Source organism: Streptomyces pluripotens (assembly GCF_000802245.2).
Lineage (GTDB): Bacteria > Actinomycetota > Actinomycetes > Streptomycetales > Streptomycetaceae > Streptomyces > Streptomyces pluripotens.
This window is the reverse complement of sequence record NZ_CP021080.1, coordinates 2,527,378-2,551,206: the sequence shown is the minus strand read 5'-3', so window position 1 is coordinate 2,551,206 and position 23,829 is coordinate 2,527,378. Positions and strand designations below refer to the sequence as shown.

25 protein-coding genes are annotated in these 23,829 nt (G+C 69.3%); 13 read left to right on the top strand and 12 right to left on the bottom strand.

Annotation, left to right across the window (positions count from 1 at the left end):
- Positions 1 to 6 precede the first annotated feature (6 nt).
- The 7 genes from LK06_RS11335 to LK06_RS11305 all read right to left on the bottom strand — a co-directional run bounded on the left by LK06_RS11335 (position 7) and on the right by LK06_RS11305 (position 5,091).
- Positions 7 to 189, bottom strand: coding sequence for a hypothetical protein (locus LK06_RS11335; protein ID WP_039657693.1), 183 nt, complete (start codon positions 187 to 189; stop codon positions 7 to 9).
- An 11-nt stretch (positions 190 to 200) separates the two neighbouring features.
- Positions 201 to 791, bottom strand: coding sequence for an ArsR/SmtB family transcription factor (locus tag LK06_RS11330; RefSeq protein ID WP_039657695.1), 591 nt, complete (start codon positions 789 to 791; stop codon positions 201 to 203).
- A gap of 98 nt (positions 792 to 889) precedes the next feature.
- A complete protein-coding gene (locus tag LK06_RS11325; protein ID WP_039657697.1) occupies positions 890 to 1,849 on the bottom strand; it encodes a glycine betaine ABC transporter substrate-binding protein in 960 nt (319 codons plus the stop codon).
- Positions 1,846 to 2,646 carry an ABC transporter permease gene (locus LK06_RS11320; RefSeq protein ID WP_039657744.1) on the bottom strand — a complete coding sequence of 267 codons (801 nt, stop codon included), beginning with the start codon at positions 2,644 to 2,646 and terminating at the stop codon, positions 1,846 to 1,848. Before LK06_RS11320 ends, LK06_RS11325 begins: the two co-directional genes overlap by 4 nt.
- 47 nt (positions 2,647 to 2,693) lie before the next feature.
- Positions 2,694 to 3,860, bottom strand: coding sequence for a betaine/proline/choline family ABC transporter ATP-binding protein (locus LK06_RS11315; protein WP_086083675.1), 1,167 nt, complete (start codon positions 3,858 to 3,860; stop codon positions 2,694 to 2,696).
- A gap of 82 nt (positions 3,861 to 3,942) precedes the next feature.
- A complete protein-coding gene (locus LK06_RS11310; RefSeq protein ID WP_039657700.1) occupies positions 3,943 to 4,590 on the bottom strand; it encodes an ABC transporter permease in 648 nt (215 codons plus the stop codon).
- A gap of 6 nt (positions 4,591 to 4,596) precedes the next feature.
- Complete coding sequence (locus tag LK06_RS11305; protein WP_039657702.1) at positions 4,597 to 5,091, bottom strand: Lrp/AsnC family transcriptional regulator; 495 nt, start codon at positions 5,089 to 5,091, stop codon at positions 4,597 to 4,599.
- Between the two features lie 124 nt (positions 5,092 to 5,215).
- On the opposite strand from LK06_RS11305, the gene hppD reads away from it, so the two are divergent.
- Positions 5,216 to 6,364: a 4-hydroxyphenylpyruvate dioxygenase gene (gene hppD, locus LK06_RS11300; protein WP_039657704.1), complete on the top strand. Its 1,149-nt coding sequence runs from the start codon at positions 5,216 to 5,218 to the stop codon at positions 6,362 to 6,364.
- Between the two features lie 149 nt (positions 6,365 to 6,513).
- Here hppD and LK06_RS11295 read toward each other — a convergent pair whose 3' ends face one another.
- Entirely contained in the window at positions 6,514 to 7,992 is a 1,479-nt protein-coding gene (locus LK06_RS11295; RefSeq protein ID WP_039657705.1) for a tetratricopeptide repeat protein, read from the bottom strand.
- Between the two features lie 92 nt (positions 7,993 to 8,084).
- Between LK06_RS11295 and LK06_RS11290 the strand changes: the two genes are divergently transcribed.
- Positions 8,085 to 9,491 (top strand): FAD-binding oxidoreductase, encoded by a 1,407-nt coding sequence (locus LK06_RS11290; protein WP_039657707.1) that lies wholly within the window; start codon positions 8,085 to 8,087, stop codon positions 9,489 to 9,491.
- 59 nt (positions 9,492 to 9,550) lie between these two features.
- Here the strand turns inward: LK06_RS11290 and LK06_RS11285 are convergent, their stop codons facing one another.
- The gene (locus LK06_RS11285; protein ID WP_039657709.1) at positions 9,551 to 9,964 is read right to left on the bottom strand and encodes an SsgA family sporulation/cell division regulator; all 414 of its coding nucleotides are present in this window, start codon (positions 9,962 to 9,964) and stop codon (positions 9,551 to 9,553) included.
- Positions 9,965 to 10,607: 643 nt separating this feature from the next.
- Between LK06_RS11285 and LK06_RS11280 the strand changes: the two genes are divergently transcribed.
- On the top strand, positions 10,608 to 12,176 hold the full coding sequence (locus LK06_RS11280; RefSeq protein ID WP_043432701.1) for an RDD family protein: 1,569 nt from the start codon (positions 10,608 to 10,610) through the stop codon (positions 12,174 to 12,176).
- A 98-nt stretch (positions 12,177 to 12,274) separates the two neighbouring features.
- Positions 12,275 to 13,024, top strand: coding sequence for an RDD family protein (locus tag LK06_RS11275; protein WP_071659243.1), 750 nt, complete (start codon positions 12,275 to 12,277; stop codon positions 13,022 to 13,024).
- 84 nt (positions 13,025 to 13,108) lie between these two features.
- Here the strand turns inward: LK06_RS11275 and LK06_RS11270 are convergent, their stop codons facing one another.
- Positions 13,109 to 13,399: a hypothetical protein gene (locus tag LK06_RS11270; RefSeq protein WP_043432704.1), complete on the bottom strand. Its 291-nt coding sequence runs from the start codon at positions 13,397 to 13,399 to the stop codon at positions 13,109 to 13,111.
- A gap of 376 nt (positions 13,400 to 13,775) precedes the next feature.
- Here LK06_RS11270 and LK06_RS11265 point away from each other — a divergent pair, with 376 nt between their 5' ends.
- Both LK06_RS11265 and LK06_RS11260 read left to right on the top strand, forming a co-directional pair.
- Complete coding sequence (locus LK06_RS11265) at positions 13,776 to 16,130, top strand: immune inhibitor A domain-containing protein (protein WP_039657717.1); 2,355 nt, start codon at positions 13,776 to 13,778, stop codon at positions 16,128 to 16,130.
- A gap of 121 nt (positions 16,131 to 16,251) precedes the next feature.
- Positions 16,252 to 16,602 (top strand): hypothetical protein, encoded by a 351-nt coding sequence (locus LK06_RS11260; RefSeq protein ID WP_043432707.1) that lies wholly within the window; start codon positions 16,252 to 16,254, stop codon positions 16,600 to 16,602.
- Between the two features lie 149 nt (positions 16,603 to 16,751).
- On the opposite strand, the gene LK06_RS11255 is transcribed toward LK06_RS11260, so the two are convergent.
- Positions 16,752 to 17,345 carry a nicotinamidase gene (locus LK06_RS11255; RefSeq protein ID WP_039657720.1) on the bottom strand — a complete coding sequence of 198 codons (594 nt, stop codon included), beginning with the start codon at positions 17,343 to 17,345 and terminating at the stop codon, positions 16,752 to 16,754.
- Positions 17,346 to 17,450: 105 nt separating this feature from the next.
- Entirely contained in the window at positions 17,451 to 18,797 is a 1,347-nt protein-coding gene (locus tag LK06_RS11250) for a nicotinate phosphoribosyltransferase (protein WP_043409535.1), read from the bottom strand.
- 139 nt (positions 18,798 to 18,936) lie between these two features.
- Here LK06_RS11250 and clpS point away from each other — a divergent pair, with 139 nt between their 5' ends.
- The 7 genes from clpS to LK06_RS11210 all read left to right on the top strand — a co-directional run bounded on the left by clpS (position 18,937) and on the right by LK06_RS11210 (position 23,820).
- Positions 18,937 to 19,254: an ATP-dependent Clp protease adapter ClpS gene (gene clpS / locus LK06_RS11245; RefSeq protein ID WP_039657746.1), complete on the top strand. Its 318-nt coding sequence runs from the start codon at positions 18,937 to 18,939 to the stop codon at positions 19,252 to 19,254.
- Between the two features lie 13 nt (positions 19,255 to 19,267).
- On the top strand, positions 19,268 to 19,873 hold the full coding sequence (locus LK06_RS11240; protein ID WP_039657724.1) for a DUF2017 domain-containing protein: 606 nt from the start codon (positions 19,268 to 19,270) through the stop codon (positions 19,871 to 19,873).
- 409 nt (positions 19,874 to 20,282) lie between these two features.
- A complete protein-coding gene (locus LK06_RS11230) occupies positions 20,283 to 21,719 on the top strand; it encodes an amino acid permease (RefSeq protein ID WP_039657726.1) in 1,437 nt (478 codons plus the stop codon).
- Between the two features lie 146 nt (positions 21,720 to 21,865).
- Positions 21,866 to 22,288 (top strand): M67 family metallopeptidase, encoded by a 423-nt coding sequence (locus tag LK06_RS11225; RefSeq protein WP_039657727.1) that lies wholly within the window; start codon positions 21,866 to 21,868, stop codon positions 22,286 to 22,288.
- A 79-nt stretch (positions 22,289 to 22,367) separates the two neighbouring features.
- Positions 22,368 to 22,463: a putative leader peptide gene (locus LK06_RS35045; RefSeq protein WP_324609112.1), complete on the top strand. Its 96-nt coding sequence runs from the start codon at positions 22,368 to 22,370 to the stop codon at positions 22,461 to 22,463.
- A gap of 121 nt (positions 22,464 to 22,584) precedes the next feature.
- Complete coding sequence (locus tag LK06_RS11215; RefSeq protein ID WP_039657729.1) at positions 22,585 to 22,863, top strand: MoaD/ThiS family protein; 279 nt, start codon at positions 22,585 to 22,587, stop codon at positions 22,861 to 22,863.
- 6 nt (positions 22,864 to 22,869) lie between these two features.
- A complete protein-coding gene (locus LK06_RS11210; RefSeq protein WP_039657731.1) occupies positions 22,870 to 23,820 on the top strand; it encodes a PLP-dependent cysteine synthase family protein in 951 nt (316 codons plus the stop codon).
- Positions 23,821 to 23,829 lie beyond the last annotated feature (9 nt).

Below are 23,829 nucleotides of genomic sequence, written 5' to 3'. Positions count from 1 at the left end.
GTGGGCTCAGGCCGTCGCCGGGACCGGCCCGGGGGCGGAGGCGAGGCGCAGGCCGAGTTCGACCAGGGTCCAGCCGACGCGAGTGCGCAGTTCGACCGGGGGCTTCGCCGCGGCGGCGATCCGGTGGGCGTCGGCCTGGGCGAGCAGGTCGGCGGTGTGCAGGCGGGCGAGCTGGGATTCGGTGTGCATGGTGATTCCTCTCAGTCCGTCTCGATGGGGAACAGGTGCGTGTGAATCCGTACGTGCTCGGCTCCGGGGGCGCCCTGGTCGGGAACGCGGTTCCGGTAGTCGTCGATCAGGGCGTGCATCTTGGCGATGAGCTCGGCGGCCAGATCCGGCGTGAGGCGTAGCGTCGCGTCGCTCATGTCGGAGGAGGAGCGGTTCCAGGGCTCGGGCCAGTCGGCGCGGGTGTTGAGCCAGGCGGCGAGATCGCGTGCGTGGGTGCTCGCGACCTCCTGTAGGAACACCTCGGCGAGACCGCGGACCTCGGGGCCGGCCTCCTCGAATTCGTCGCTGTCGAAGGCGATCCCCTGGTCCACCGCCCGCCACCAGCGCTCCCGCCCCTTGCCGTGCTCCGGGGCGTCCTCGACGAAGCCGTGTGCGGCGAGCTGGCGCAGGTGGTAACTGGTCGCCCCACTGGACTCGCCGAGCCGTGCCGCGAGGTGGGACGCGGTGGCCGGGCCGTTGTGCCGCAGGGCGTCCAGTAGTTGCATCCGCAGTGGATGGGCGAGCCCCCGCAGTGAGCGGGCGTCCAGCCGGCGGTGTTTCGGTGCGTCGTGCTCCTCCGTCATGCGTACAAAGATTGCTATGCAAAAGGCTCTTTGCAACGCTTCTTTTGCATGGATTTCTTTGCAGCCGTGTCGTGGTACCGACCGCCGGGTGCCCCCACCTACTTCACGAGCCCCTGCTCCTTCATCCAGTTCAGCGCCACTTGGTGCGGGTCCTGCCCGTCGACGTCCACCTCGGCGTTCAGCTTCTGGGCCACCGTGTTGTTCAGCCTTGCGGTGACCGGTGCCAGCACCTCGGCGATGGCCGGCCACTTCTCCAGCGCCTTGGAGTTGATCTCGGGAGCCGCGTTGTAGTTGGGGAAGAAGTGCTTGTCGTCGGCCATCACGGTCAGGTTCATCGACTGGATCCGCCCGTCGGTGGTGAACACCTCCCCGTAGGTGCAACTTCCCTTCGCCACCTGGGTGTAGATGATTCCGGTGTCCATCTGCGTGATGTTCCGCGCCGGGATGCTCATCCCGTACGCCTTCTCCATGCCCGGCAGCCCGTCGGCTCGGTTGGCGAACTCGCTCTCCACGCACAGGGTGACGGCGCTCGGGTCCTTCGCCGCCAGCGCGGCCACGTCGGACAGCGTCTTCGTGCCGTACTTCTTGAAGTTGGCCTCGTTCATGGCCAGGGCGTAGGTGTTGTTCAGCTGGGAGGGGGGCAGCCAGGTGATCCCGTTCTTCCGGTCGGCGTCGCGCACCGCCTCCCACTGCTTCTGGGGGTCCGGGATCGGTTTGCTGTTGCCCAGGTAGGTGATCCAGGCGGTACCCGTGTACTCGTACATACCGTCCGCGGTCCCGCTCTTGACCGCCTCCCGCGCTCCGATGGAACCCTGGATGCCGGTCCGGTCCAGGACGTCCGCGCCGGCCGCCTCGAAGGCGATCCCCATCATCGCGCCGAGGATCAGTTGCTCGGTGAACTCCTTCGAGGTGACGGTGAGATGGGCGCCCTTGAGGGGCTCGCCCTTGCCGACGATACCGGGCTTGACGTCGTCGACCATGGGGGAGCCGCTGGTCAGGCCGCAGCCGGACGCCAGGACCAGCAGCGCGGCCAGTGACAGACGGGTTCGCCGTCTCACGTCTCCACCTCCAGCCCGCGCGGGCGCAGCATGACCTCTGCCAGTGAGGCCAGCCAGTCGACCAGCAGGGCGAGCGCGATGGTGAGCACGGAACCCAGCACCAGGACCGGCATGCGCTGGGTGGTGATGCCGGTGGTGATCAGCACGCCGAGGCCACCCCCGCCGCCGAAGGTGGCCAGGGTCGCCGTGCCGACGTTCAGGACCAGGGCGGTGCGGATGCCCGCGAGGATCAGCGGAACGGCGAGGGGGAGTTCCACGCGGGTGAGGACGCCCAGCGGGGACATGCCGATACCGCGCGCCGCCTCCAGCAGGCTCGGGTCGTTGGCCTTCAGGCCCGTGATCGTGTTGGCCAGCACGGGCAGGACAGCGTAGATCACAATGCCGATCAGGGCTGCCTTCGTGCCCGTTCCGAGCCAGATCACCAGCAGCGCCAGCAGACCGATCGCCGGGGTCGCCTGCCCCATGTTGGCGATGGCCATGGCCACCGGGGTGGCCTTCCGGAACGTGCTGCGTGTCAGCAGGATGCCCAGGGGGATCGCGATGATCAGCACGAAGAACGTGGAGATCACCACCAGTTTCACCTGCTGCCACAGGGCCTTGGAGACCTGGCCGTTCGACAGCGCGTTCTTGGAGATCGTGTCGAGGTCGGCCTGCTGGAACCACAGCCAGGTGGCGAGCAGGACGGCCACCAGGAAGGCGGGCAGAAAGGTCAGCCGCTGCCAGGTCAGGCGGCGTGTGCGCGGGCGCTCCGGGAGCGGGGCCGGCTGCTCCGCCTCGTCGCCGGGCGGGACGTGCAGTCCGGCCTCGTGATCGCCTTCGGAGTGCTGTTGCCGTGGAGCGGTGTTCACGCCTTGGCCTCCCCTCCGACGCCCTCCTGCTCGAAGTGCGTCTGCTGGGCCCGGGTCTCCTCCAGTTCGTGCTGGTGCTCGATGGCCTCCAGTCGGTCCGCCTCCAGCAGTTCGTGCACGGAGTTCATCAGCGTCTCCATGTCCACGACCCCGGTGAACTCGCCGCGCCGTCCGGTCACGGCGACCCGGCCGGCGTTGTCCATCAGCACCGCTTCCAGGGCGTCGCGCAGGGTCGCGTCCCGGGTCACGGTGTCGCTCACCAGGGTGCCCGCGCGGGCCAGCGAGCCGCGGGCCCGCATCAGGTCGCCGCGTCGGAGCCACTTGTAGGGACGGCCGCGCCGGTCGAGGAGGAGGAGTTCGGTGGTCTTGCCGGCCCGCAACTGATCGAAGATCTGCTGCAGCGGGGTGTCCACGGAGACCGTCGGGCACTCCTGGATCTCCACGTCCCGCACCCGGGTCAGATTGAGCCGCTTCAGGGCGGCGCCCGCGCCGACGAAGCCGGAGACGAAGTCGTCCGCCGGGTTGGTGAGGATCGCCTCCGGGGTGTCGAACTGGGCGATGTGCGAGTGTTCACGCAGCACCGCGATCCGGTCACCGAGCTTGATCGCCTCGTCGAAGTCGTGGGTGACGAAGACGATCGTCTTGTGCAGCTCGTGCTGGAGCCGGATCAGTTCGTCCTGGAGGTGGTCCCGGGTGATCGGGTCGACCGCGCCGAACGGCTCGTCCATCAGCAGCACCGGTGGGTCGGCGGCGAGCGCCCGGGCCACGCCGACCCGCTGCTGCTGACCGCCGGAGAGCTGGCGCGGATAGCGGCCGTGGAACTCGCCCGGGTCCAGACCCACCAGGTCGAGCATCTCCTCCACCCGGTCCCGGATGCGTGCCTTGGACCAGCCGAGCATCTTCGGTACCAGGGCGATGTTCTGGGCGACCGTCATGTGCGGGAACAGGCCCGAGGCCTGGATGGCGTACCCGACCTTGCGGCGCAGCTTCACCGGGTCGATGTGGGTGACGTCCTCGCCGTCGATGCGGATGCGCCCGCCAGTCGGCTCGATCAGCCGGTTGATCATTTTCAGGGTGGTGGACTTCCCGCACCCCGAGGGTCCGACGAAGATCACCGTCTCCCCGGGCTTGATCTCCATGCTGACGTTGTCCACGGCCGGCATGGGGTTGCCCGGGTACTGCTTGGTCAGGTTCTCCAGCTCGATCGCGGCGCCGTGGCTGCCGTGGACGTCGTGGGAGCTCGTCTCAGACACGGATCCCCCTGGAAATGGTCAACCGTCCGATCAGGACGTACACGGCGTCGAACGCGAGGGCGAGGATGACGATCCCGATCGTGCCCGCGAGTACCTGGTTCAGGGCGTTCTTGCTGCCCAGCGAGCCGATGCCGCGGAAGATCTCGTTGCCGAGACCGGGGCCGGAGGCGTAGGCGGCGATCGCCGCGATGCCCATCAGCATCTGGGTGGCGATGCGGATGCCGGTCAGGATCGGTGGCCAGGCCAGCGGCAGCTCCACCCGTACCAGTTGGCCCGACCGGGACATCCCGATGCCGCGGGCGGCGTCCACCAGCGTGGCGTCGACCCCGCGCAGTCCCACGATCGCGTTCCGGACGATGGGCAGCAGCCCGTACAGGGTCAGTGCGATCACCGTCGGGGGCACGCCCAGGCCCACCATCGGGATCAGCAGACCGATCAAAGCCAGGGAGGGGATGGTGAGGATGGCGGAGGTCGAGACGGTGGCGAGGCTGCCGGCCCACTCGCTGCGGTAGGTGACGATCCCGATCAGCACGCCGATGACGGTCGCCACGACCACGCACTGGAAGACCGCGCTGGCGTGCTGGTAGGCGTCCGTGAGCAACTGCTGATGGCGATCGCTCACGTACTGCCAGAAGTTCACGTACGCTCACCCCCTGGTCGGCTGGGTTCCTTCCCGGTCTTCCGAGGCCTGCTCCACGAGCGGGATGATCCGCAGCGGAACGGGGTTCTCCATGACGATCGCGGTGGAGGCCCGGACAATGCCATCAAAACCGACAACCCGGTCGATCACTCGCTGAAGATCGGCATTGGAGCGGGCCACCAGTCGGCACAACATGTCCCCGCCGCCCGTGGTGGTCAGCAGTTCCAGCACTTCCGGCACGGTGGTCAAGTGCGCACGGACGTCAGCCCCTTGGCCCTGCCGGATCTGCAGCGTGGCGAACGCGGTGACCGGGTACCCGAGGGCGGCCGGGTCTACCTGCGGGCCGAATCCGCGGATGACTCCGTTTGACTGAAGCCGGTCGAGCCGCGCCTGCACCGTGCCCCGCGCGACCCCGAGCCGCCGGGACATCTCCAGCACCCCGATGCGCGGTTCCTCGGCCAGCAACACGATGATGCGCCCGTCCAGACGATCGATCCCCATCCGAGGCCTCCCAAGGTGGTCATCCTGTACAGAAATGCTGTTGAACCGGCCATACTGCTCTACATATTGTCCAGTGATTACGGAAACTATTGCGCACCTTGCAGAGTGGGGTCACGCTTCCGCCATGACGCAGACCACACACCACACCCCTGACACGACCGCCCGGCAGGCCGACCCCTTCCCGGTCAAGGGAATGGACGCGGTCGTCTTCGCCGTGGGCAACGCCAAGCAGGCGGCGCACTACTACTCCACCGCCTTCGGCATGAAGCTGGTCGCGTACTCCGGACCGGAGACCGGCAGCCGCGAGACCGCCAGTTACGTGCTGGAGAACGGCTCCGCTCGCTTCGTGTTCACCTCGGTGATCAAAGCGAGCACGCCCTGGGGCCACTTCCTGGCCGAGCACGTGACCGAACACGGCGATGGCGTCATCGACCTGGCCATCGAGGTGCCCGACGTGCGCGCCGCGCACGCCTACGCGATCGAACACGGCGCCCGCTCGGTGGCTGAGCCGCACGAGGTGAAGGACGAGCACGGCACGGTCGTCCTCGCCGCGATCGCCACCTACGGCAAGACCCGCCACACCCTCGTCGACCGCTCCGGCTACGACGGCCCCTACCTGCCCGGATATGCCGTCGCGCAACCGAAGGTCGCGCCTCCCGCCCAGCGCACCTTCCAGGCCATCGACCACTGCGTCGGCAACGTGGAACTCGGCCGCATGAACGAATGGGTGGCGTTCTACAACAAGGTCATGGGCTTCACGAACATGAAGGAGTTCGTGGGCGACGACATCGCCACCGAGTACAGCGCGCTGATGTCGAAGGTCGTCGCGGACGGCACCCTCAAGGTCAAGTTCCCGATCAACGAGCCCGCGATCGCCAAGAAGAAGTCCCAGATCGACGAGTACCTGGAGTTCTACGGCGGCGCCGGCGTCCAGCACATCGCGCTCAACACCAACGACATCGTGCAGACGGTCCGCACCATGCGTGCGGCCGGGGTGGAGTTCCTGGACACCCCCGACAGCTACTACGACACCCTCGGCGAGTGGGTCGGTGACACCCGCGTGCCGATCGAGACCCTGCGCGAGCTGAAGATCCTCGCCGACCGTGACGAGGACGGGTACCTGCTGCAGATCTTCACCAAGCCCGTCCAGGACCGGCCGACCGTCTTCTTCGAACTCATCGAACGGCACGGCTCGATGGGCTTCGGCAAGGGCAACTTCAAGGCACTGTTCGAGGCGATCGAACGCGAGCAGGCCAAGCGGGGCAACCTGTGAGCCGTACCCGGTGAGCTCACGGCACCGGTAGGAACCGGTGCCACACCCCGTCCCAGCCACGGCAGTGGCCGGGACGGGCCCGTCCCAGGGCAGTGCGGCGGCGAGCGGTCCGCGACCCCGCCCCACGCCAGAACGGTGAAGCCGGGGGCCTATCGGGAGGTCCCCGTGGGCAGCGGCTCGTCGGGTGCGTCGCCCAGCGCCCCGAGGGCGGCTCGGGCCGCCGGCACCCGCAGCGGCGAGAAGTACGGGTTGATCCGCAGCGCCTGGCGCAGGTGCCGTCGTGCCGGACCGTACAGCGCCAGCTCCTTCTCGATCACTCCCCGGTGGAACGCGTACGGTGCACTGAGCACCCCGCCGCCCTTCGCCCGGTCCGTCGCCGCGTCCGCATAGGTCAGTGCCTCCTTGTCGTCACCGGCCCGGTGCAACGCCCAGCCGAGCGCGTCGGCCACCTCGGCGCCCGGCTGCCGTCGCCACTCGGCCCGCAGCCGCCGTACGGCATCCTGCGCGTCCCCGTGGTCCGCCTCGAACCGCCCGATCAGCAGTTCCTGGTCGACCCCGCCCGCCACCGCCCGGCGCACCAGCTCCTCCATCCGGTCGTACTGCGCCCGGGCCTGCCTGGCCATGCCGAGCGACTCGTACAACTCGCCCAGCTCCAAGGCGTCCGGTGCTCGCGGGTCCTGGGAAAGGGCGGACCGGTACGCCGCCAGCGCCTGCGCGGTACGGCCCAGCGCGGCCAGTGTCCGCCCTCGCCCGGCAGCCGCGGCCGGGGTTGTGGCGTCAAGACGCAGGGCCGCCTCGAAGTGCCGCAGCGCATCTTGGAGGTCCCCGCGTTCCCAGGCAAGCTGCCCGAGCCCGGTCAGCCGGGCGGCCTGCTCGGTGGGGGTGCCGGCCGCAGCCGCCGCATCGGTCAGCTGGGCCGCCGCGTCCTCGCGCCAGCCCCGGTCCCGGTACACCACCGCGGCTTGCGCCATGACGGCGGACCGCGTCGCCGTCCCGGTGCGCAGCGCCAGCAGCTTCTCCAGCGTCCGCCGGACCGCCGTGTGGTCGCCGAGCCCGGCATAGGCGTCGATCAACGGCGGAAATACCGTCCAGCGTTTCGGAGCCAGCTTCAGCGCCTGCTCGCCGTACCGTTTCGCCGCCGGGAAGTCCCGACGCGCGACCGCCAGCGCAGCCAGCCCCTCCAGCGCCGCAGTGTCCCCGCCGATCCGCTTGCCCCGCAGCTCAAGCGAGGTCCGCAGGGCCCGCTCCGCCTTCGGGTACTCCGCCGCGTCGGCCGTCCTGCGCCCCCGTTCGACGTACGCGGCACCCAGCACCGCCCAGGCACGGGCGTCCCGTGGCTGCGCCCGTACCCGCTGTTCCTGCTGCTCGATGAGCGCCGTCAACCGGGGCAGTGCGGCCGGGACCCCCGAGGCGACGGCGGTCAGTGCCTGCGTCCGAGGGGCCTCGGCGGGCGGTCGGGCCGGCTCGTGCGCCTGCTCCCGGGGCACCAGCATGAGCACCGCGCCCGCGACGGCCCCACCCGCCAGTGCGGTGAGCAGCACCCGTCGCAGCACTCGCCGCCGGCGGCGGTGCGCAGGGGGCTGCTCGGCGATCAGGGACGTGCCCGGCACGCACGGTCGGTGGTCCATGGCGCTCACTGTGCGTCAACACGACCAGTACGTCCGTGCGGCCCAAGGACGGCACGGACGGGGTTCACACCGATGGCCGTGAGTGCGACCCTGTGATCATGAGCCGTATCGAAGCGCCTCGCGACGAGGCAGTGACGAACCTCACCGACCGGCTCCTGGCCGGCCTGCCCACCGAGGCCGTTCTGACCGACCCCGGCATCACGGCCTCCTACGCCCACGACATGGCGAGCTTCTGCCCGGCGGGCGCGCCGGCCGTCGTCGTGCTGCCGCGCACCGTGGAACAGGTGCAGCACGTGATGCGCACCGCAACCGAGCTGCGCGTGCCCGTGGTCCCGCAGGGCGCCCGCAGCGGACTGTCCGGCGGCGCCAACGCCGCCGACGGCTGCATCGTGCTGTCCCTCACCAAGATGGACCGCATCCTGGAGATCAGCCCCGTTGACCGGATCGCCGTGGTCGAACCCGGGGTGATCAACGCGGCCCTCTCCCGTGCCGTCGAAGAACACGGCCTGTACTACCCGCCGGACCCCTCCAGCTGGGAGATGTGCACGATCGGCGGCAACATCGGAACGGCCTCCGGCGGCCTGTGCTGTGTCAAGTACGGCGTGACCGCCGAGTACGTCCTCGGTCTGGACGTGGTCCTCGCCGACGGCCGTCTCCTGACCACCGGCCGCCGCACGGCCAAGGGCGTCGCGGGCTACGACCTCACCCGGCTGTTCGTCGGCTCCGAGGGCTCCCTCGGCATCGTCGTCCGAGCCGTCCTGGCGCTCAAACCCAAGCCGCCGAGGCAGCTGGTGCTGGCCGCCGAGTTCGCCTCCGCCGCCGACGCCTGTGACGCCGTGTGCCGGATCATGGCGGAAGGCCACCTGCCATCCCTCCTCGAACTGATGGACCGTACGACCGTCAAGGCCGTCAACGACCTCGCCCGTATGGGGCTCCCCGAGACCACGGAGGCGCTGCTGCTCGCCGCGTTCGACACCCTGGACCCGGCCGCCGACCTCGCCGCCGTCGGTGCCCTGTGCGAGGCGGCGGGCGCCACCCAGGTCGTCCCGGCTGAGGACGCGGCCGAGTCCGAGCTGCTGCTCCAGGCCCGGCGGCTCGCGCTGCCCGCGCTGGAGGCGGTCACGGGCACGACGATGATCGACGACGTGTGTGTGCCGCGCTCCCGGCTCGGAGCGATGATCGAGGGAACCGAGCGGATCGCCGAGGAGTACGGCCTGACCATCGGGCTGTGTGCGCACGCCGGTGACGGCAACACCCACCCCGTCGTCTGTTTCGACGCCGGTGACCCCGATGAGTCCCGGCGGGCCCGCGAGTCCTTCGACGAGATCATGGCCCTCGGCCTGGAGCTGGGCGGCACCATCACCGGCGAACACGGCGTCGGCGTCCTGAAGAAGGAGTGGCTGGCCCGGGAACTCGGCCCGGTCGGGCTGGAGATGCAGCGGGCGGTGAAACAGGCCTTCGACCCGCTGGGCATCCTCAACCCCGGCAAGCTCTTCTGACGCCTTCCCCGCGGCTGTCCTCTTCCTGTTCCTGGTGCCCCCTTTCCGGCAGTGCACGCTCATTGGGCCAGCAGTTGGTCGAGCGCGTCGTCGATGCCCAACTGGCCGCCCTCCGACCCCGGTGGCACCGCGCGCAGCGTCCGCTCCAGCCAGGCCGACACCTGCGGGGTGGGCGCCTCCAACAGGGCGTCCCCGTCCGGTGAGCTCAGCGCCATCAGCACCACGCTGCGCCCACCGACCTTCGTGGGCCACGCCCGCACGTCCCCGTGTCCGCAGGGCCGGAACACGCCCTCCACCAACAGGTCTCGGGCGAATGTCCAGTTGACGGGGTACTCGGAGTTGATGTGGAAGGTGATGTGGACGGCGTACGGATCGTCGGACCGGTAGCTGAGCCGGGCCGGGACCGGGATGCTCCGCTCCGGCGACAGGATGAGCTTCAACTCTAGTTCCCGCTCCACGACGGTGTGTTGCATGACCTGTGTTTCCTTTCCTCGTCCAGCGTGTCGGGGCCGTTCGTCACGGGCCCGCACCAGGGGAGAGGCGGCACCGGCCGGGCCATTACGCGGGTTCCGGGAGATTTTTTGCCTGCATCCGCCGACACCTGTCGGCCGAACGGAAGGAGGTCAAAGGGGGGAGCCGGTCGTCGTCCCTCGTGCGGGTGAACGGAGGACGATTCCCAGGATCATGTGAGCAGTGGGCAGGACATGATCGGAGGCGGCAGGAGGGCCCATGGGCACGACGGGGGGAGGGGCTCTGCCGGTAGCACCGGGACAACGGGACCACCCGCGCACTGCGGTGACCGAACGAACGGGGGACGGGCCGTGTGGTCTGCCGTCGGCCACCTCGTCTCCTGCCTGCCCGGTGCGCCGCGGATCCGTTCGGGGCCCGTGCCGCGATCCGATCAGCGAATTCCGCATGGTCCAGGGGGAGTCGAACGCCTTCACGGACTGGAGGGGGCCGTGCGCACCCCGTGCCTGCCCCGGTGCCCATGGGGCCGGAGCGCCGACGATGGGGGTTTGCTGGCGTCATCGGTCAACACCGGCCACAACCGCGGGAGCGGTCTGATAGATGTGGGGGATCCCATCCCACCCCCGAGCAGATACGGGACGACGGACCATGAGCGCCCCAACCCCGGCCCCAGGTGACGACAGGCCCCGCGAGGGCTACTACCCGGACCCGTCCATCCCCGGTTACGTCCGCTACTGGAACGGCGCCTCCTGGGTGCCCGGCACCAGCCGCCCGGCGCCGAAGGACGGCGAACCGCTCACTCCACCGCTCGGCGTCCGCCCGGCGGCCCCGGCCGTGGAGGAGACCGGCCCGCACTTCTTCGACGAGGATCCGCAGCCGCGCTCCGCCGCCGGGGGAAACGCCGGCGCAACCCCCTGGGGAGCCGATCCGCGCGTTCCCGCTTCAGCCCAGCCGGCCGGCCACGCCGACCGCATCGGCGGCATGGCGGCGGTCCCGCCCGCGGAAGGCGACGCCCGCGATGCCGATGGCACGTTCATCTTGCGTCGTCCGGTGCCGGGCCCCGCGGCCATCACGGACGACGGCACCCCGGCGTTCCGCCCGGCGCCGGGACCGGACGGCCGGGAAGGCCTGGGGGCGCAGGTCGACCGTGCCGCAGACCTGGGTACCGGACCCGCGGGCACGGCCTTCGACGGGCAAGGAGCCGGCGGGCAGAGGTCCGGCCCGGGGGCCGGGGGCGGCTCGGGGTTCGGCGTGCCCGGCTCCGGCCGGGGGGCCGGTTTCGCCGCGCAGGGCTCGGGCGCCGCCGCCCCGGCGTCCTCCGCCACGCCCGCATCGTCCTCCGCTGCCGCGTCTTCTTCCGCCTTCCCGTCCGGCTCTCCTTCCGCCGCGTCCTCCGCCCCGGCCGTGGGCCCCGGTTTCAGCGCCGGAAAGGCTGCCGCTGCGCGTGCCGCCGCACCGGCCCCCCAGGTAGCCCAGCCCACCCGTAGACAGCCGCCCCAAGGCCGCCGGACGGCCTCGGCCGCCCCGCCGGCCGCAGGTCCCTCGGTGCCGCAGCAGGCCGGTCCGGCGCAGACCGGTGCCCCTGGTACTCCGCTGACCAGTGGCTCCGGCGGCGGTCAGGCCTCCTGGGCGCAGCAGGTGCACCAACTGGCCGGAGGAGCGGACGAGCCGCCTGTGGCACCGTGGAAGCCGCCGGTGGAGGACCCGTTCCAGGCCGCCGCGCGTCGCCAGGCCGAGGCCCGGCCCGCGGGACTCGGCAAGCGGTTCACCGCGCGGCTGATCGACAGCCTGGCCGTGGGCGCCATGACGGCGGCCGCGGCCGTGCCCCTGGGCGCGCGGGCCGTTGACCACGTTCAGCAGAAGATCGACACGGCCAGGGCGTCCGGCCGTACCGTCACCGTCTGGTTGCTCGACGGCACGACCGGAACCAGCATCGGGATCGTCCTCGCCGTCCTCTTGCTCTCCGGCGCGCTGTACGAGGTGCTGCCCACCGTCAAGTGGGGCCGCACCCTCGGCAAGAAACTGTGCGGACTTCAGGTACGGGACATCGAGGCGCACGAGCCTCCGACCTTCGGCCCGGCTCTGCGCCGCTGGTTGGTCTACAGCGTCCCCGGGTTGCTCGGAATCGGGATCGTGGGCGTGCTGTGGTGCCTGTTCGACCGCCCCTGGCACCAGTGCTGGCACGACAAGGCGGCCCACACGTTCGTCGCGGACTGACGGACTGACGGCTGACGGACTGACGGGCAGCGGGCACACGTACTCCGTACGGCCGTCTGCCGGGTGCGGAGCCGGGGCGTTCGGGGTCCACTCGGGCCATGAGCAGCGAACCGCCTTCCGGCACCGGACCGCAGCCCCCCGAAGACGACCCGCTGAGGAAGCGGCCCCCGTCGGACCAGGGGGCGGGATCGCCGTACGACACCCCGTACGGTGGCGCCCAGCAGCCCCCGCCGCCCGGCGGCGGCCAGCCCCCGCCCCCGCCCGAGGGCTGGCCTCCTCCGCCCGGCGGTCAACCTCCTCCGCCCGGCGGCCAGCAACCTCCTCCCTACGGGGGCGGTCCGTACGGCGGCAGCCCCTATGGAGGCGGTGCCGGCGGATACCCCAGTGACCCCCTGGCGGGGATGGCCCCGCTCGCCGACAGCGGCAAGCGGACGCTCGCACGGATCGTCGACATGGTCCTCGTCGGTATTGTCGTCTGGCTGCTCACCTGGGCGTTCGGCGTGCGTGAGTACAACGTCAACGGCAACAGCGTCGAGGTCGGCAGATCCGTCGCACAGTCCTTCATCGCGGCTGTCCTCTATACCGCCTACGACACCTACATGATCAGCAAGACCGGCCAGACCCTCGGCAAGAAGTGGCTCAACATGCGGGTGGCCAACCTGGACGATGGCGCCACCCCTTCGGTGCAGACCTCGCTGATCCGCGCCCTGGTGCTCTGGGTGCCGTTCGCCTTCTGTTGCGCCTGTATCTGGACGGCCATCGCAGGTGGTTGGAGCTTCTTCGACAAGCCGTACAAACAGGGCCTGCACGACAAGGCGGCCAAGACGGTGGTGGTCAGCACCCGTTGAACAGGAGCGAGTGATGGGCACCCATACGAGAGCGGTGGGTTTCCGCGGCGTGACGGGTGGCCCGCCGCTCTCATGCGTTCCGGGTCACAGCGCCGTGGTCACCGGCTCCTCCCTGGGCGTGGCCTCAGCGGACTCGGTCTCAGCGGACTCGGCCTCAGCGGACTCGGCCTCCGCGGACTCGGCCTCCGCAGGGGCGGTGTGCGCCTTGGGCAGCGGCGCCGTCATCGCGACGAGCAGTCCCAGGGTCAGGGCCGACACGGCGATGACGGCGATTCCAAGGCCCGTACTCGCCCGGGACAGCAGCAGCATGGCGAACGTCGAGAGGATCACGGTGCAGGAACCGTAGGCGAGCTGTGCGGCGGTCGGACGAGGCATGGCAATCGTGTCCTCGGAAGTCTTCGCGGGTTTCGGAGGGTTCGGGGGGTGCCGTTCGACTCTCTTCGCGTGCATGCCCGAACAGGATGTCCGGTAAGCGTGACCTAACCCACGCTACTGGTGCACGGGGGGCGCACAGAGTCACGGGGTCCGGTAAGCGGACGAACCGCTGCGCGGAGGGACGGGTGACGCAGCGTTCGTAAAGCGGACTTCCGCTCCGCATAGTGCACTTGTCCTGAGCAAGTCAAGATCTTGTTTTTTCTTCTAAACCTCTAGTCAAATTACGTCACTTGAACACGCGTTGAACGTGCGCGCACGGAACCCCCCATGACCCGGGACCCCCTGTCCGTGCGCGCGGCGCGGGGGAGGAACTCAAGTGACCAGCAGATCCTGGACGTTCAGAGCGGCCACGATCGGTGTGACGATCGCGGCGGCTTCCGCCACGTTCGCCACCTTCGCCGTGGCAGAGGCGAGCACCATGGCCGGGCAGGCCGTCGTGAACCGACACGACCCGGCCCCGGTGAAGCAGCAGAAGCACGACCTCGACGGCCCGCTGAGCAAGACACGGGAAGCCCAGCGTCAGGAAGCCCTGAACCAGCTCATCTCAGGCAAGGCCAAGGCGCAGGAGCGCCACGGCTCCAAGGTCGTCAAGCTCAAGAGCCGCAGGGGCCGGAGCAAGTACGTCGAGCTGAGCCGTGAGAAGACCGACAAGATCTTCACCATCCTGGTGGAGTTCGGCGACAAGTCCGATCCCCGGTACGGCGGTACCGCGGGCCCGCTGCACAACACGATCCCGGCGCCGGACCGTCGAAAGGACAACTCGACGGCTTGGCAGAAGGACTACGACCAGAAGCACTACCAGGACCTCTACTTCGGCACCGGCAGGAGGACCGAGTCGCTGAAGAAGTACTACGAGAAGCAGTCCTCGGGCCGCTACTCGGTCGACGGAGAGGTCTCCGACTGGGTCAAGGTTCCCTACAACGAGGCCCGCTACGGCAACAACGCCTGCGGCCAGACCAACTGCACGAGTGTGTGGAACGTCGTCCGTGACGGCCTGAACGCCTGGGTCGCCCAGCAGAAGGCGGCGGGGCGTACCGACGCGGACATCAAGAAGGACCTTGCCAAGTACGACCAGTGGGACCGCTACGACTACGACGGCGACGGCAACTTCAACGAGCCCGACGGTTACATCGACCACTTCCAGATCGTGCACGCCGGTGAGGACGAGTCCGCGGGCGGCGGTGCCCAGGGCAAGGACGCGATCTGGGCCCACCGCTGGTACGCCTTCGGTACCGACGCCGGTGCCACCGGCCCCGAGGACAACAAGCTCGGCGGCACGCAGGTCGGCGACACCGGCATCTGGGTCGGCGACTACACCATCCAGCCGGAGAACGGCGGTCTCGGTGTCTTCGCCCACGAGTACGGTCACGACCTCGGCCTGCCGGACGAGTACGACACCGACGGCGGCGACAACTCCACGGGTTTCTGGACCCTGATGTCCTCCGGCTCCTGGCTCGGCACCGGTCGCAAGTCCATCGGTGACCTGCCCGGGGACATGAACGCCTGGGACAAGCTGCAGCTGGGCTGGCTCAACTACGACACGGCCAAGGCCGGCAAGCAGTCCACGCACAAGCTGGGTGTCGCCGAGTACAACACCTGGGACAAGCAGGCCCTCTTGGTCACCCTGCCGGACAAGGCGGTCACCACCACGATCGTGAAGCCGGCACAGGGCTCGACCCAGTGGTGGAGCGGCAGCGGCAACGATCTGAAGAACACGTTGACCAGGTCCGTGGACCTGACCGGCAAATCGTCGGCGACCCTCGACCTGGACGGCTGGTGGGCCATCGAGGACGGCTACGACTACCTGTACACCGAGGTGTCCGCCGACGGCGGCGCCAACTGGACCGCCCTGGACGGCACGGCCGACGGTCAGGCCATCCCGCGTGACGGCAGCGGCAAGCCGGCGCTGTCCGGCTTCTCGCAGACGCACAAGCAACTGTCGTACTCCCTCGACGCCTACGCGGGTAAGAAGATCGACCTGCGCTTCCGCTACGCCACCGACGGCGGGGTCGCGGAGAGCGGCTTCACGGCCGACGAGATCGCCGTGACCGCCGACGGCGCACCGGTCTTCTCGGACGACGCCGAGTCGGCCGACACCGCCTGGACGGCTGCTGGTTTCTCCCGCATCGGTGAGTCCTTCACCAAGGACTACAAGCAGTACTACATCGCCGAGAACCGGCAGTACGTGTCCTACGACAAGACCCTCAGGACGGGCCCGTACAACTTCGGCTCCGCGTCGCGTCCGGACTGGGTGGAGCACTACCCGTACCAGAACGGTCTGCTGATCTGGAAGTGGGACACCTCCCAGGCGGACAACAACACCAATGTCAACGACCACCCGGGCACCGGGCTGATCCTGCCGGTCGACTCGCATCCGAAGGCGCTCAAGTGGTCGGACGGCACGCTGATGCGCAACCGCATCCAGGCCTACGACTCCCCGTTCAGCCGCTACCGCACGCAGGGCATGAGGCTGCACAAGGCCGACTCCGTGACCAGGATCAAGGGCTCCAGGGGCGTCCGGGTCTTCAACGACCACACGCACACCTACTACGACCCGTCGAACCCGGCGGCCGGCGTGAAAGTCACTGACACCAACACCAAGATCGCCATCGTCAAGGAGGCCAGGAACGGCTCCACGATGCTGATCAAGGTCGGCCCCGCGGTGAAGTAGTCGGCATAGCAGCAGGTCAGAGGCGTATCGGCGGGAGCCCCTTGGCGGGCTGCCGCCGATCGTGTTTAGGTGCGTCCTGTGGACCGCTTATTGACACCGACCGAAACGGGGATGTGACCGCATGGCCGCAGGAGGCTTCTGCAAGCTACCGAACGGGACAGTGGTGGTGGCCCTGAATCTGCCCAGCCCGGCCGGTGGCCCGGCCGGTGGCCCGGCCGGAGTGCGGGTACTGGTGCACGCCCACAACCGCGCCCGGGCTCTCACCCGGCTGCGCAACCTGGGGTTGCGTGCGGTGTATCTGCGAGGCAACGCGGCGCCTCCGACACCGGACGAGATCACGGCAGTGCTGCACCACCCGGACGGCCTGATATGGCGTACGGCCCCCGACAACGGTGTCACGGTGAACGAGCTGTGGCGTCCGATCCGGGCGCTGCTGCGCCGGACGGCGGTGGTGCAGCAGCCGGCGCGGTAGGCGCGGTGTCCGGACCCTGAGGCCGACCGCTCACCACCGTGGCCTTGGCCGCTCAATCCGCCGGACCCCTGCGGTCACGACATTCTGGGGGTGTGTCGAAGTCCCGCACCGCACCTACGGTGCACAGGACCCTCGACACACCCCTGGCACTAGCCGCTGACCACGGGCTTGCCGGTCAGTGCCACGCCCGCCTCCCTCAGCTCCTCCAGTGCCCGCTCGGTCGTCTCGGCGGCGACTCCTGCGGTCAGGTCCAGGAGCACCTGGGTGCTGAAGCCCTCCCGTACCGCGTCCAGCGCGGTCGCCCGCACGCAGTGGTCGGTGGCGATGCCGACCACGTCGACTTCGTCGACATGGCGGGCGCGGAGCCATTCGGCCAGCGGGACGCCGTTCTCGTCGGTGCCCTCGAAGCCGCTGTAGGCCGCCGAGTGAGCCCCTTTGTCGAACACCGCGTCCACCGCCCCGGAGGCGACGGCCGGGGCGAAGTTCGGGTGGAAGCCCACGCCCTCCGTGCCCGCGACGCAGTGCGCGGGCCAGGAGCGGACGTAGTCGGGGTTGTCCGCGAAGTGGCCGCCGGGGGCGATGTGGTGGTCACGGGTGGCCACTACGTGGCGGTAGCCGGTACCCGCCGCCTGGCCGATCAGCTCGGTGATGGCGGCGGCCACGTCCGCGCCGCCGGCCACCGGGAGGCTGCCTCCCTCGCAGAAGTCGTTCTGCACGTCTACGACGATCAAGGCGCGGCGCATGGTGGATGTCCTTCGACTGTTGGCTGAGTAACTGAGCCTAGAGACTTGCGGGCCGGTGCGGGAGGGGGACGTTTGGCGCGGCGGTCGAGGGGGCGGGGTCCCGCTCTAGCTACCCGAGCCGTCGTGCAGGTACTCCGTCGGAATAACGGGTTCCCCCCGGGACAGCTGGGTAGCGGACAGGGGTAGATTCGCGCGGGCGGCGATGTGACGGTTCCGCGGCACGTCCAGCGGCTCCCGGGCGACCACCTCACCGCCCTTGACCAGCTGTACCAACAGCTGCCGACCGGCCAGCCGGTCCGGGACCGCACCGGTGCCTACGACCTCGGCCTCGGCCACCCCGTCCGCGTCCAGGCGGCGGGCCGCCCACTTGCGGCCCCCCACGGAGGTCTTGCCGCCGCTGGACTTCTTCGCGACGGGCACCAGCAAGGCCCCGGGGTCGCTGCTCCCGGCGCGGGCGACCAGCTTGTAGACCATGGCGGCGGTCGGGTGCCCGGAGCCGGTCGCCAGCTGGGTGCCGACTCCGTACGCGTCGACGGGTGCGGCGGCCAGGGAGGCGATCGCATACTCGTCCAGATCCGAGGTCACGATGATCTTCGTGCGGGTCGCGCCCAGCTCGTCCAGTTGCTGCCGTACCCGGTGGGCCACCAGCAGCAGGTCACCGGAGTCGATGCGGACCGCGCCCAGCTCGGGCCCGGCCACCTCCACCGCCGTGCGGACGGCAGTGGCGACGTCGTAGGTGTCGACCAAGAGGGTCGTCCCGCGTCCGAGGGTGTTCACCTGGGCCTGAAAGGCATCCCGCTCGCGGTCGTGGAGCAGGGTGAAGGCGTGCGCGGAGGTGCCGACGGTCGGGATGCCGTAGCGGAAGCCGGCCGCCAGGTCGGACGTGGTCGCGAAGCCGCCGACGTACGCGGCCCGGGCGGTGGCCACGGCGGCCAGTTCGTGGGTGCGGCGCGCACCCATCTCGATCAGCGGGCGGCCACCGGCGGCGGAGGCCATGCGGGAGGCGGCCGCGGCGATCGCGGAGTCGTGGTTGAGGATGGAGAGGATCACGGTCTCCAGCAGCACGCACTCGGCGAAGCTGCCCTCGACCCGCATGACCGGAGAGCCCGGGAAGTACACCTCGCCCTCGGGGTAGCCCCAGATGTCACCGCTGAAGCGGTAGCCGGCGAGCCACGTCAGGGTCGCCTCGTCGACGATCTCCCGATCACGCAGGAAACCGAGGATGTCCGCGTCGAAGCGGAAGTTCTCCACCGCGTCCAGGACGCGCCCGGTGCCGCCCAGCACGCCGTAACGGCGGCCGTTGGGCAGCCGCCGGGTGAAGACCTCGAACACGCTCCGCCGTTCGGCCGTACCGGCCTTCAGAGCGGCCTGCAGCATCGTCAGCTCGTATTGGTCCGTGAAGAGCGCCGTCGAGGGAACTTCCACCGGCAGTCCAAGGTCCGCTACGTCCACCAAACTTCACCTAGCCCATGATCTCCGGGTCCCCCCGTCAGACGGCCGGGGGCCGGGGGCTGTCCCCCGGCATGTGGAGTACGGCAACGGATGCTACCCCCATTTCGTCAGTGTGACGATTTAGGTGGCCCGTGGCAGCATGGGCACTGTGACGTCACCCGCGCCCCTGGAGATCGAACGCACCGAGTCGGCGGAGGAGGCCTTCGCCGTACCCGAGCCCGACGTCCCTTGGATCACGATCGTCCACAATGACCCGGTTAACCTCATGAGCTATGTGACGTACGTCTTCCAGTCGTACTTCGGCTACCCCAAGGACAAGGCCACCAAGCTCATGCTCGACGTCCACCACAAGGGCCGGGCGGTCGTCTCCAGCGGTACGCGCGAGGAGATGGAACGCGACGTGCAGGCGATGCACGGCTACGGTCTGTGGGCCACCCTCCAGCAGGACCGGAAGTAGCGAACCCACTCATATGCCTGGACATTTCGAACCGCTTCCCGGCGGCGGCGCCGCCGTCGCCCTCGACGACGTTGAGATCTCCATCATCCGGTCGCTGGCCGTCCAGCTCCTGGAACTCATCGGTCCCGGCCCCGGCGCGGACGCCCCCGACGACCCGCTCGCCGAACTGTTCGCCGAGGGCCCGAGCGAGCCCCCCGCCGATCCGGTCCTGCGCCGGCTCTTCCCGGACGCCTACAGCGACCCGGGAAAGGCCCCGGGCTCGCCTGCCGAGGCCGAGGAGTGGCGTGCCTACTCCGCCGAGTTCCGCCGGTACACCGAGAACGACCTCAGGGCGGGCAAGCGGGAGAACGCGCTCGCCGTGATCCGCACCCTGGACGCGCTCGCACCGGTGGACGAGGGAGGGGCGGTGCTCAAGCTGTCCCCGGAGGAGTCGCGGCAGTGGCTCGGTGCCCTCAATGACCTCCGTCTGGCGATCGGCTCCCGGCTGGAGATCACCGACGAGAACGACACCGATCTGCTCTATCGACTCCCCGATGATGATCCGCGCAAGCCGATGGTCATGGCCTACCTCTGGCTGGGTGGGCTCCAGGAGACGCTCGTCACCACGTTCACGCCCTGAGAATGAGCTGAGGGTGCCCTGAAGGGTGTGCCGGGGGTGCCCTGAAGGGTGTGCCGGGGGTGCCCTGAGCGTGCGGATTCGACGTTCGCTCAGCGGACGCTCAAATCCGGATAACGATCTCATCACCGCTCTGGCTTGATCTGCCGCATTTGGGCGTTCTTTGTCTGCTTTTCCCTGTGTGGTGTGCCACATTTCGCGCCTGCAATCGATAGGGCGGCCGTGATAGATCTTCACGACCGCCCGGCCGACGCCACCCATGTCCGGCCGGGTGCGCCACCGAGCCGACGACCGTCGGCCAGGCACGGGCGGGATCGCGAACCCCGCCCAGCTCCAGCAGTCCGGGGGGATCGACACCAGATCCGGGGCCGACGAAGGGCCCGGGTCGGCATGGAGAAAGGCGCACCAACACATGACCTCAGCGCAGGTCGACCAGCAGCGCGACGGCAATGCGGCCGTACGGGCGGAGCACGGCGAGGGCGGCGAGGGGTACCACCGCGGGCTCGGCTCCCGGCAGATCCAAATGATCGCCATCGGCGGTGCCATCGGCACCGGCCTGTTCCTCGGTGCGGGCAAGGGCATTTCCAAGGCGGGCCCCAGTCTGATTCTGGCGTACGCCATCGCGGGCCTCGTCATCTTCCTGATCATGCGGGCGCTCGGTGAACTGCTGATGTACCGCCCGGTGTCGGGTTCGTTCTCCGAGTACGCGCGCGAGTTCATCGGTCCCTTCGCGGGTTTCGTGACCGGGTGGACGTACTGGCTGTTCTGGGTGGTCACGGGCATCACCGAGGTGACCGCGGCGGCGGCCTACATGACCTACTGGTTCGACGTCCCGCAGTGGGTCTCGGCCCTGGTCTTCACGATCGTCCTCTACGGCGCCAACCTGATCTCCGTGAAGCTCTTCGGTGAGCTGGAGTTCTGGTTCTCCATGGTCAAGGTCACCGCGATCATCGGCATGATCCTGATCTGCGCCGGCATCCTGACCCTCGGCTTCTCCGACGCCGGCGACACCGCTTCGGTGAGCCACCTGTGGAGCGACGGCGGCTTCTTCCCGCACGGCGTCGGCAGCACCCTGATGACCTTGCAGATGGTGATGTTCGCCTTCCTCGCCGTCGAGCTGGTCGGTGTGACCGCGGGGGAGTCCAAGGACCCCGAGAAGGTACTGCCCAGGGCGATCAACACCGTTCCGTGGCGTATCGCCGTCTTCTACGTCGGCGCGCTGATCATGATCCTTTCGGTGGTGCCGTGGACGAGCTTCCACCCGGGCGTGAGTCCCTTCGTGGCGGCCTTCCAGAAGATGGGCCTGGCCGCGGGGGCGGGCATCGTCAACTTCGTGGTCCTCACGGCCGCGCTGTCTTCCTGCAACTCGGGCATGTACTCCACCGGGCGCATGCTGCGCGACCTCGCCCTCAACAGCCAGGGTCCGGGGCTCTTCACCAAGCTGACGCGCAGTGGTACCCCGCTTGTCGGTACGACGTTCTCCGCCGCGCTGATGCTGGTGGGCGTCTGGATCAACTACCAGTGGCCGGGCAAGGCGTTCGACTACGTGGTGTCCTTCGCGACCATCTCCGGCATGTGGGCCTGGATTGTCATCCTGGTCTGCCAGATCCGGTACCGGGCGAAGGCCGACCGCGGGGAACTGCCCCGCTCGGGCTTCCGCGCGCCGGGTGCCCCGTACACCAGCGTGTTGGCGCTGCTCTTCATCGGTATGGTGATCGTGATGATGGGTATCGACAAGGATGCCCGTGTCTCGCTGTACTGCGCGCCGCTGTGGGCGGTGATCCTCGGTGTCGCTTACTGGGCGCTGAAGCGCCGCAACCCTGAGGCTGCGGCCTTCCGCAAGCGCTGACATCTGGCCAGGACCCCCTCCCGGGACGTCCGGCCGCCGGGAGCACTCGTGGCGCCCCCGGCCGCCGCCGCTCAGGACGTCCAGCATGTGGGCCGCCCCGTACCACTCCGCGGTACGGGGCGGCCCCGCTGCTTATCCTGACCCCCATGCTGACCATCACCCAGGCCCTGTACGACCAGATCGTCGCCCACGCGCGCGAGGACCACCCCGACGAGGCGTGCGGCGTGGTGGCGGGCCCCGCGGGCTCCGGCCGCCCCGAGCGCTTCATCCCGATGCTCAACGCGGCTCGCTCGCCCACCTTCTACGAGTTCGACTCGCAAGACCTGCTCAAGCTGTACCGGGACATGGACGACCGCGACGAGGAGCCGGTGGTCATCTACCACTCCCACACCGCTACCGAGGCCTACCCCTCCCGCACCGACATCTCCTACGCCAACGAGCCCGGAGCCCACTACGTCCTGGTCTCCACGGCGGATGCCGACAGTGCTGGCGAGTTCCAGTTCCGCTCGTTCCGGATCGTGGCGGGTGAGGTCGCCGAGGAGCCGGTCAAGGTCGTGGAGGCCTACTGATCTCACTCCATGGTGGGGATCCGTCCGTCATGTGGGATCACATTCCGGGGCCCATGCCGGGAATCGATACGATGAGCCCATGGTTCAGTACGACGTGAGCGAGAAGACGCCGGGCATGCTGCTCGTGGCGCGGCTGCACGTCGACCTGTGCAGGCTGAACAGCGCCATCTGTTGACGTTCCCAGCCGCCGTACGGCCGTAGCCGCGGCGCTGTCCCGGCGCTGCCGAAGCCCGGGGACCTCCATCGCGATCGCGCGCCCCCGACCCGACGACACCTTCCGACAGGAGCCCTCAACCATGGCCATCGAGGTCCGCATCCCCACCATCCTCCGCCAGTACACCGACGGCCGGAAGGCGGTCGAAGGCACCGGGGAGACCCTCGCCGAGCTGTTCGCCGACCTCGAAACCCGGCACGCGGGCATCCAGGCCCGCATCGTGGACGGTGCGCAACTGCGCCGTTTCGTCAACGTCTACCTCAACGACGAGGACGTCCGCTTCCTGGACGGCATCAGCACCAAGCTGTCCGACGGCGACAACGTGACGATCCTGCCGGCCGTGGCCGGCGGTATGGCCTGATCAGCGATGCGCTACGACTCCCCACTGGCCGCGGTGGGCAACACGCCCCTGGTACGCCTGCCGCGGCTGTCGCTGTCCGCCGACGTCCGCATCTGGGCCAAGTTGGAGGACCGCAATCCGACCGGGTCGGTCAAGGACCGTCCCGCTCTGCACATGATCGAGCAGGCGGAGAAGGACGGCCGGCTGACCCCGGGCTGCACGATCCTGGAGCCCACCTCCGGCAACACCGGCATCTCCCTGGCCATGGCGGCCAAGCTCAAGGGCTACCGCATGGTGTGCGTGATGCCGGAGAACACCTCTCAAGAGCGCCGGGACCTGCTGGGCATGTGGGGCGCGGAGATCATCTCCTCCCCGGCCGCGGGCGGCTCCAACACGGCCGTCCGCGTCGCCAAGGAACTGGCCGCCGAGCACCCCGACTGGGTGATGCTCTACCAGTACGGCAACCCGGACAACGCGGGCGCCCACTACGCCACGACCGGCCCGGAGATCCTCGCCGACCTGCCGTCGATCACGCACTTCGTGGCGGGCCTCGGCACCACCGGCACGCTCATGGGGGTCGGCCGCTACCTGCGCGAGCACAAGCCGGACGTGAAGATCGTCGCCGCCGAGCCGCGCTACGACGACCTGGTGTACGGCCTGCGCAACCTCGACGAGGGTTTCGTGCCCGAGCTGTACGACGCCTCCGTCCTCACCACCCGCTTCTCGGTCGGCTCCGCCGACGCGGTCACCCGCACCCGTGAACTCCTCCAGCAGGAGGGGATTTTCGCGGGTGTCTCCACCGGGGCCGCGCTGCACGCGGCGATCGGGGTCGGCCGCAAGGCGGTGAAGGCGGGGGAGAGCGCCGACATCGTCTTCATCGTGGCCGACGGTGGCTGGAAGTACCTCTCCACCGGCGTCTACACGGCGGCCACGACGGAGGACGCCATTGAGACGCTCCAGGGTCAGCTCTGGGCCTAGAAGTCTCAA

What these genes read in the sequence shown, in the direction of transcription:
- LK06_RS11275 (WP_071659243.1), top strand. Translation starts at nt 12,275, where the DNA reads ATGAGCAGCGAACCGCCTTCCGGCACCGGACCGCAGCCCCCCGAAGAC.
- clpS (WP_039657746.1), top strand. Translation starts at nt 18,937, where the DNA reads ATGGGCACTGTGACGTCACCCGCGCCCCTGGAGATCGAACGCACCGAG.
- LK06_RS11295 (WP_039657705.1), bottom strand. Translation starts at nt 7,992, where the DNA reads ATGGACCACCGACCGTGCGTGCCGGGCACGTCCCTGATCGCCGAGCAG.
- LK06_RS11285 (WP_039657709.1), bottom strand. Translation starts at nt 9,964, where the DNA reads ATGCAACACACCGTCGTGGAGCGGGAACTAGAGTTGAAGCTCATCCTG.
- LK06_RS11255 (WP_039657720.1), bottom strand. Translation starts at nt 17,345, where the DNA reads ATGCGCCGCGCCTTGATCGTCGTAGACGTGCAGAACGACTTCTGCGAG.
- LK06_RS11280 (WP_043432701.1), top strand. Translation starts at nt 10,608, where the DNA reads ATGAGCGCCCCAACCCCGGCCCCAGGTGACGACAGGCCCCGCGAGGGC.
- LK06_RS11225 (WP_039657727.1), top strand. Translation starts at nt 21,866, where the DNA reads ATGCTGACCATCACCCAGGCCCTGTACGACCAGATCGTCGCCCACGCG.
- LK06_RS11330 (WP_039657695.1), bottom strand. Translation starts at nt 791, where the DNA reads ATGACGGAGGAGCACGACGCACCGAAACACCGCCGGCTGGACGCCCGC.
- LK06_RS11230 (WP_039657726.1), top strand. Translation starts at nt 20,283, where the DNA reads ATGACCTCAGCGCAGGTCGACCAGCAGCGCGACGGCAATGCGGCCGTA.
- LK06_RS11335 (WP_039657693.1), bottom strand. Translation starts at nt 189, where the DNA reads ATGCACACCGAATCCCAGCTCGCCCGCCTGCACACCGCCGACCTGCTC.
- LK06_RS11305 (WP_039657702.1), bottom strand. Translation starts at nt 5,091, where the DNA reads ATGGGGATCGATCGTCTGGACGGGCGCATCATCGTGTTGCTGGCCGAG.
- LK06_RS11260 (WP_043432707.1), top strand. Translation starts at nt 16,252, where the DNA reads ATGGCCGCAGGAGGCTTCTGCAAGCTACCGAACGGGACAGTGGTGGTG.
- LK06_RS11315 (WP_086083675.1), bottom strand. Translation starts at nt 3,860, where the DNA reads ATGCCGGCCGTGGACAACGTCAGCATGGAGATCAAGCCCGGGGAGACG.
- LK06_RS11270 (WP_043432704.1), bottom strand. Translation starts at nt 13,399, where the DNA reads ATGCCTCGTCCGACCGCCGCACAGCTCGCCTACGGTTCCTGCACCGTG.
- LK06_RS11215 (WP_039657729.1), top strand. Translation starts at nt 22,585, where the DNA reads ATGGCCATCGAGGTCCGCATCCCCACCATCCTCCGCCAGTACACCGAC.
- hppD (WP_039657704.1), top strand. Translation starts at nt 5,216, where the DNA reads ATGACGCAGACCACACACCACACCCCTGACACGACCGCCCGGCAGGCC.
- LK06_RS35045 (WP_324609112.1), top strand. Translation starts at nt 22,368, where the DNA reads ATGGTTCAGTACGACGTGAGCGAGAAGACGCCGGGCATGCTGCTCGTG.
- LK06_RS11240 (WP_039657724.1), top strand. Translation starts at nt 19,268, where the DNA reads ATGCCTGGACATTTCGAACCGCTTCCCGGCGGCGGCGCCGCCGTCGCC.
- LK06_RS11210 (WP_039657731.1), top strand. Translation starts at nt 22,870, where the DNA reads ATGCGCTACGACTCCCCACTGGCCGCGGTGGGCAACACGCCCCTGGTA.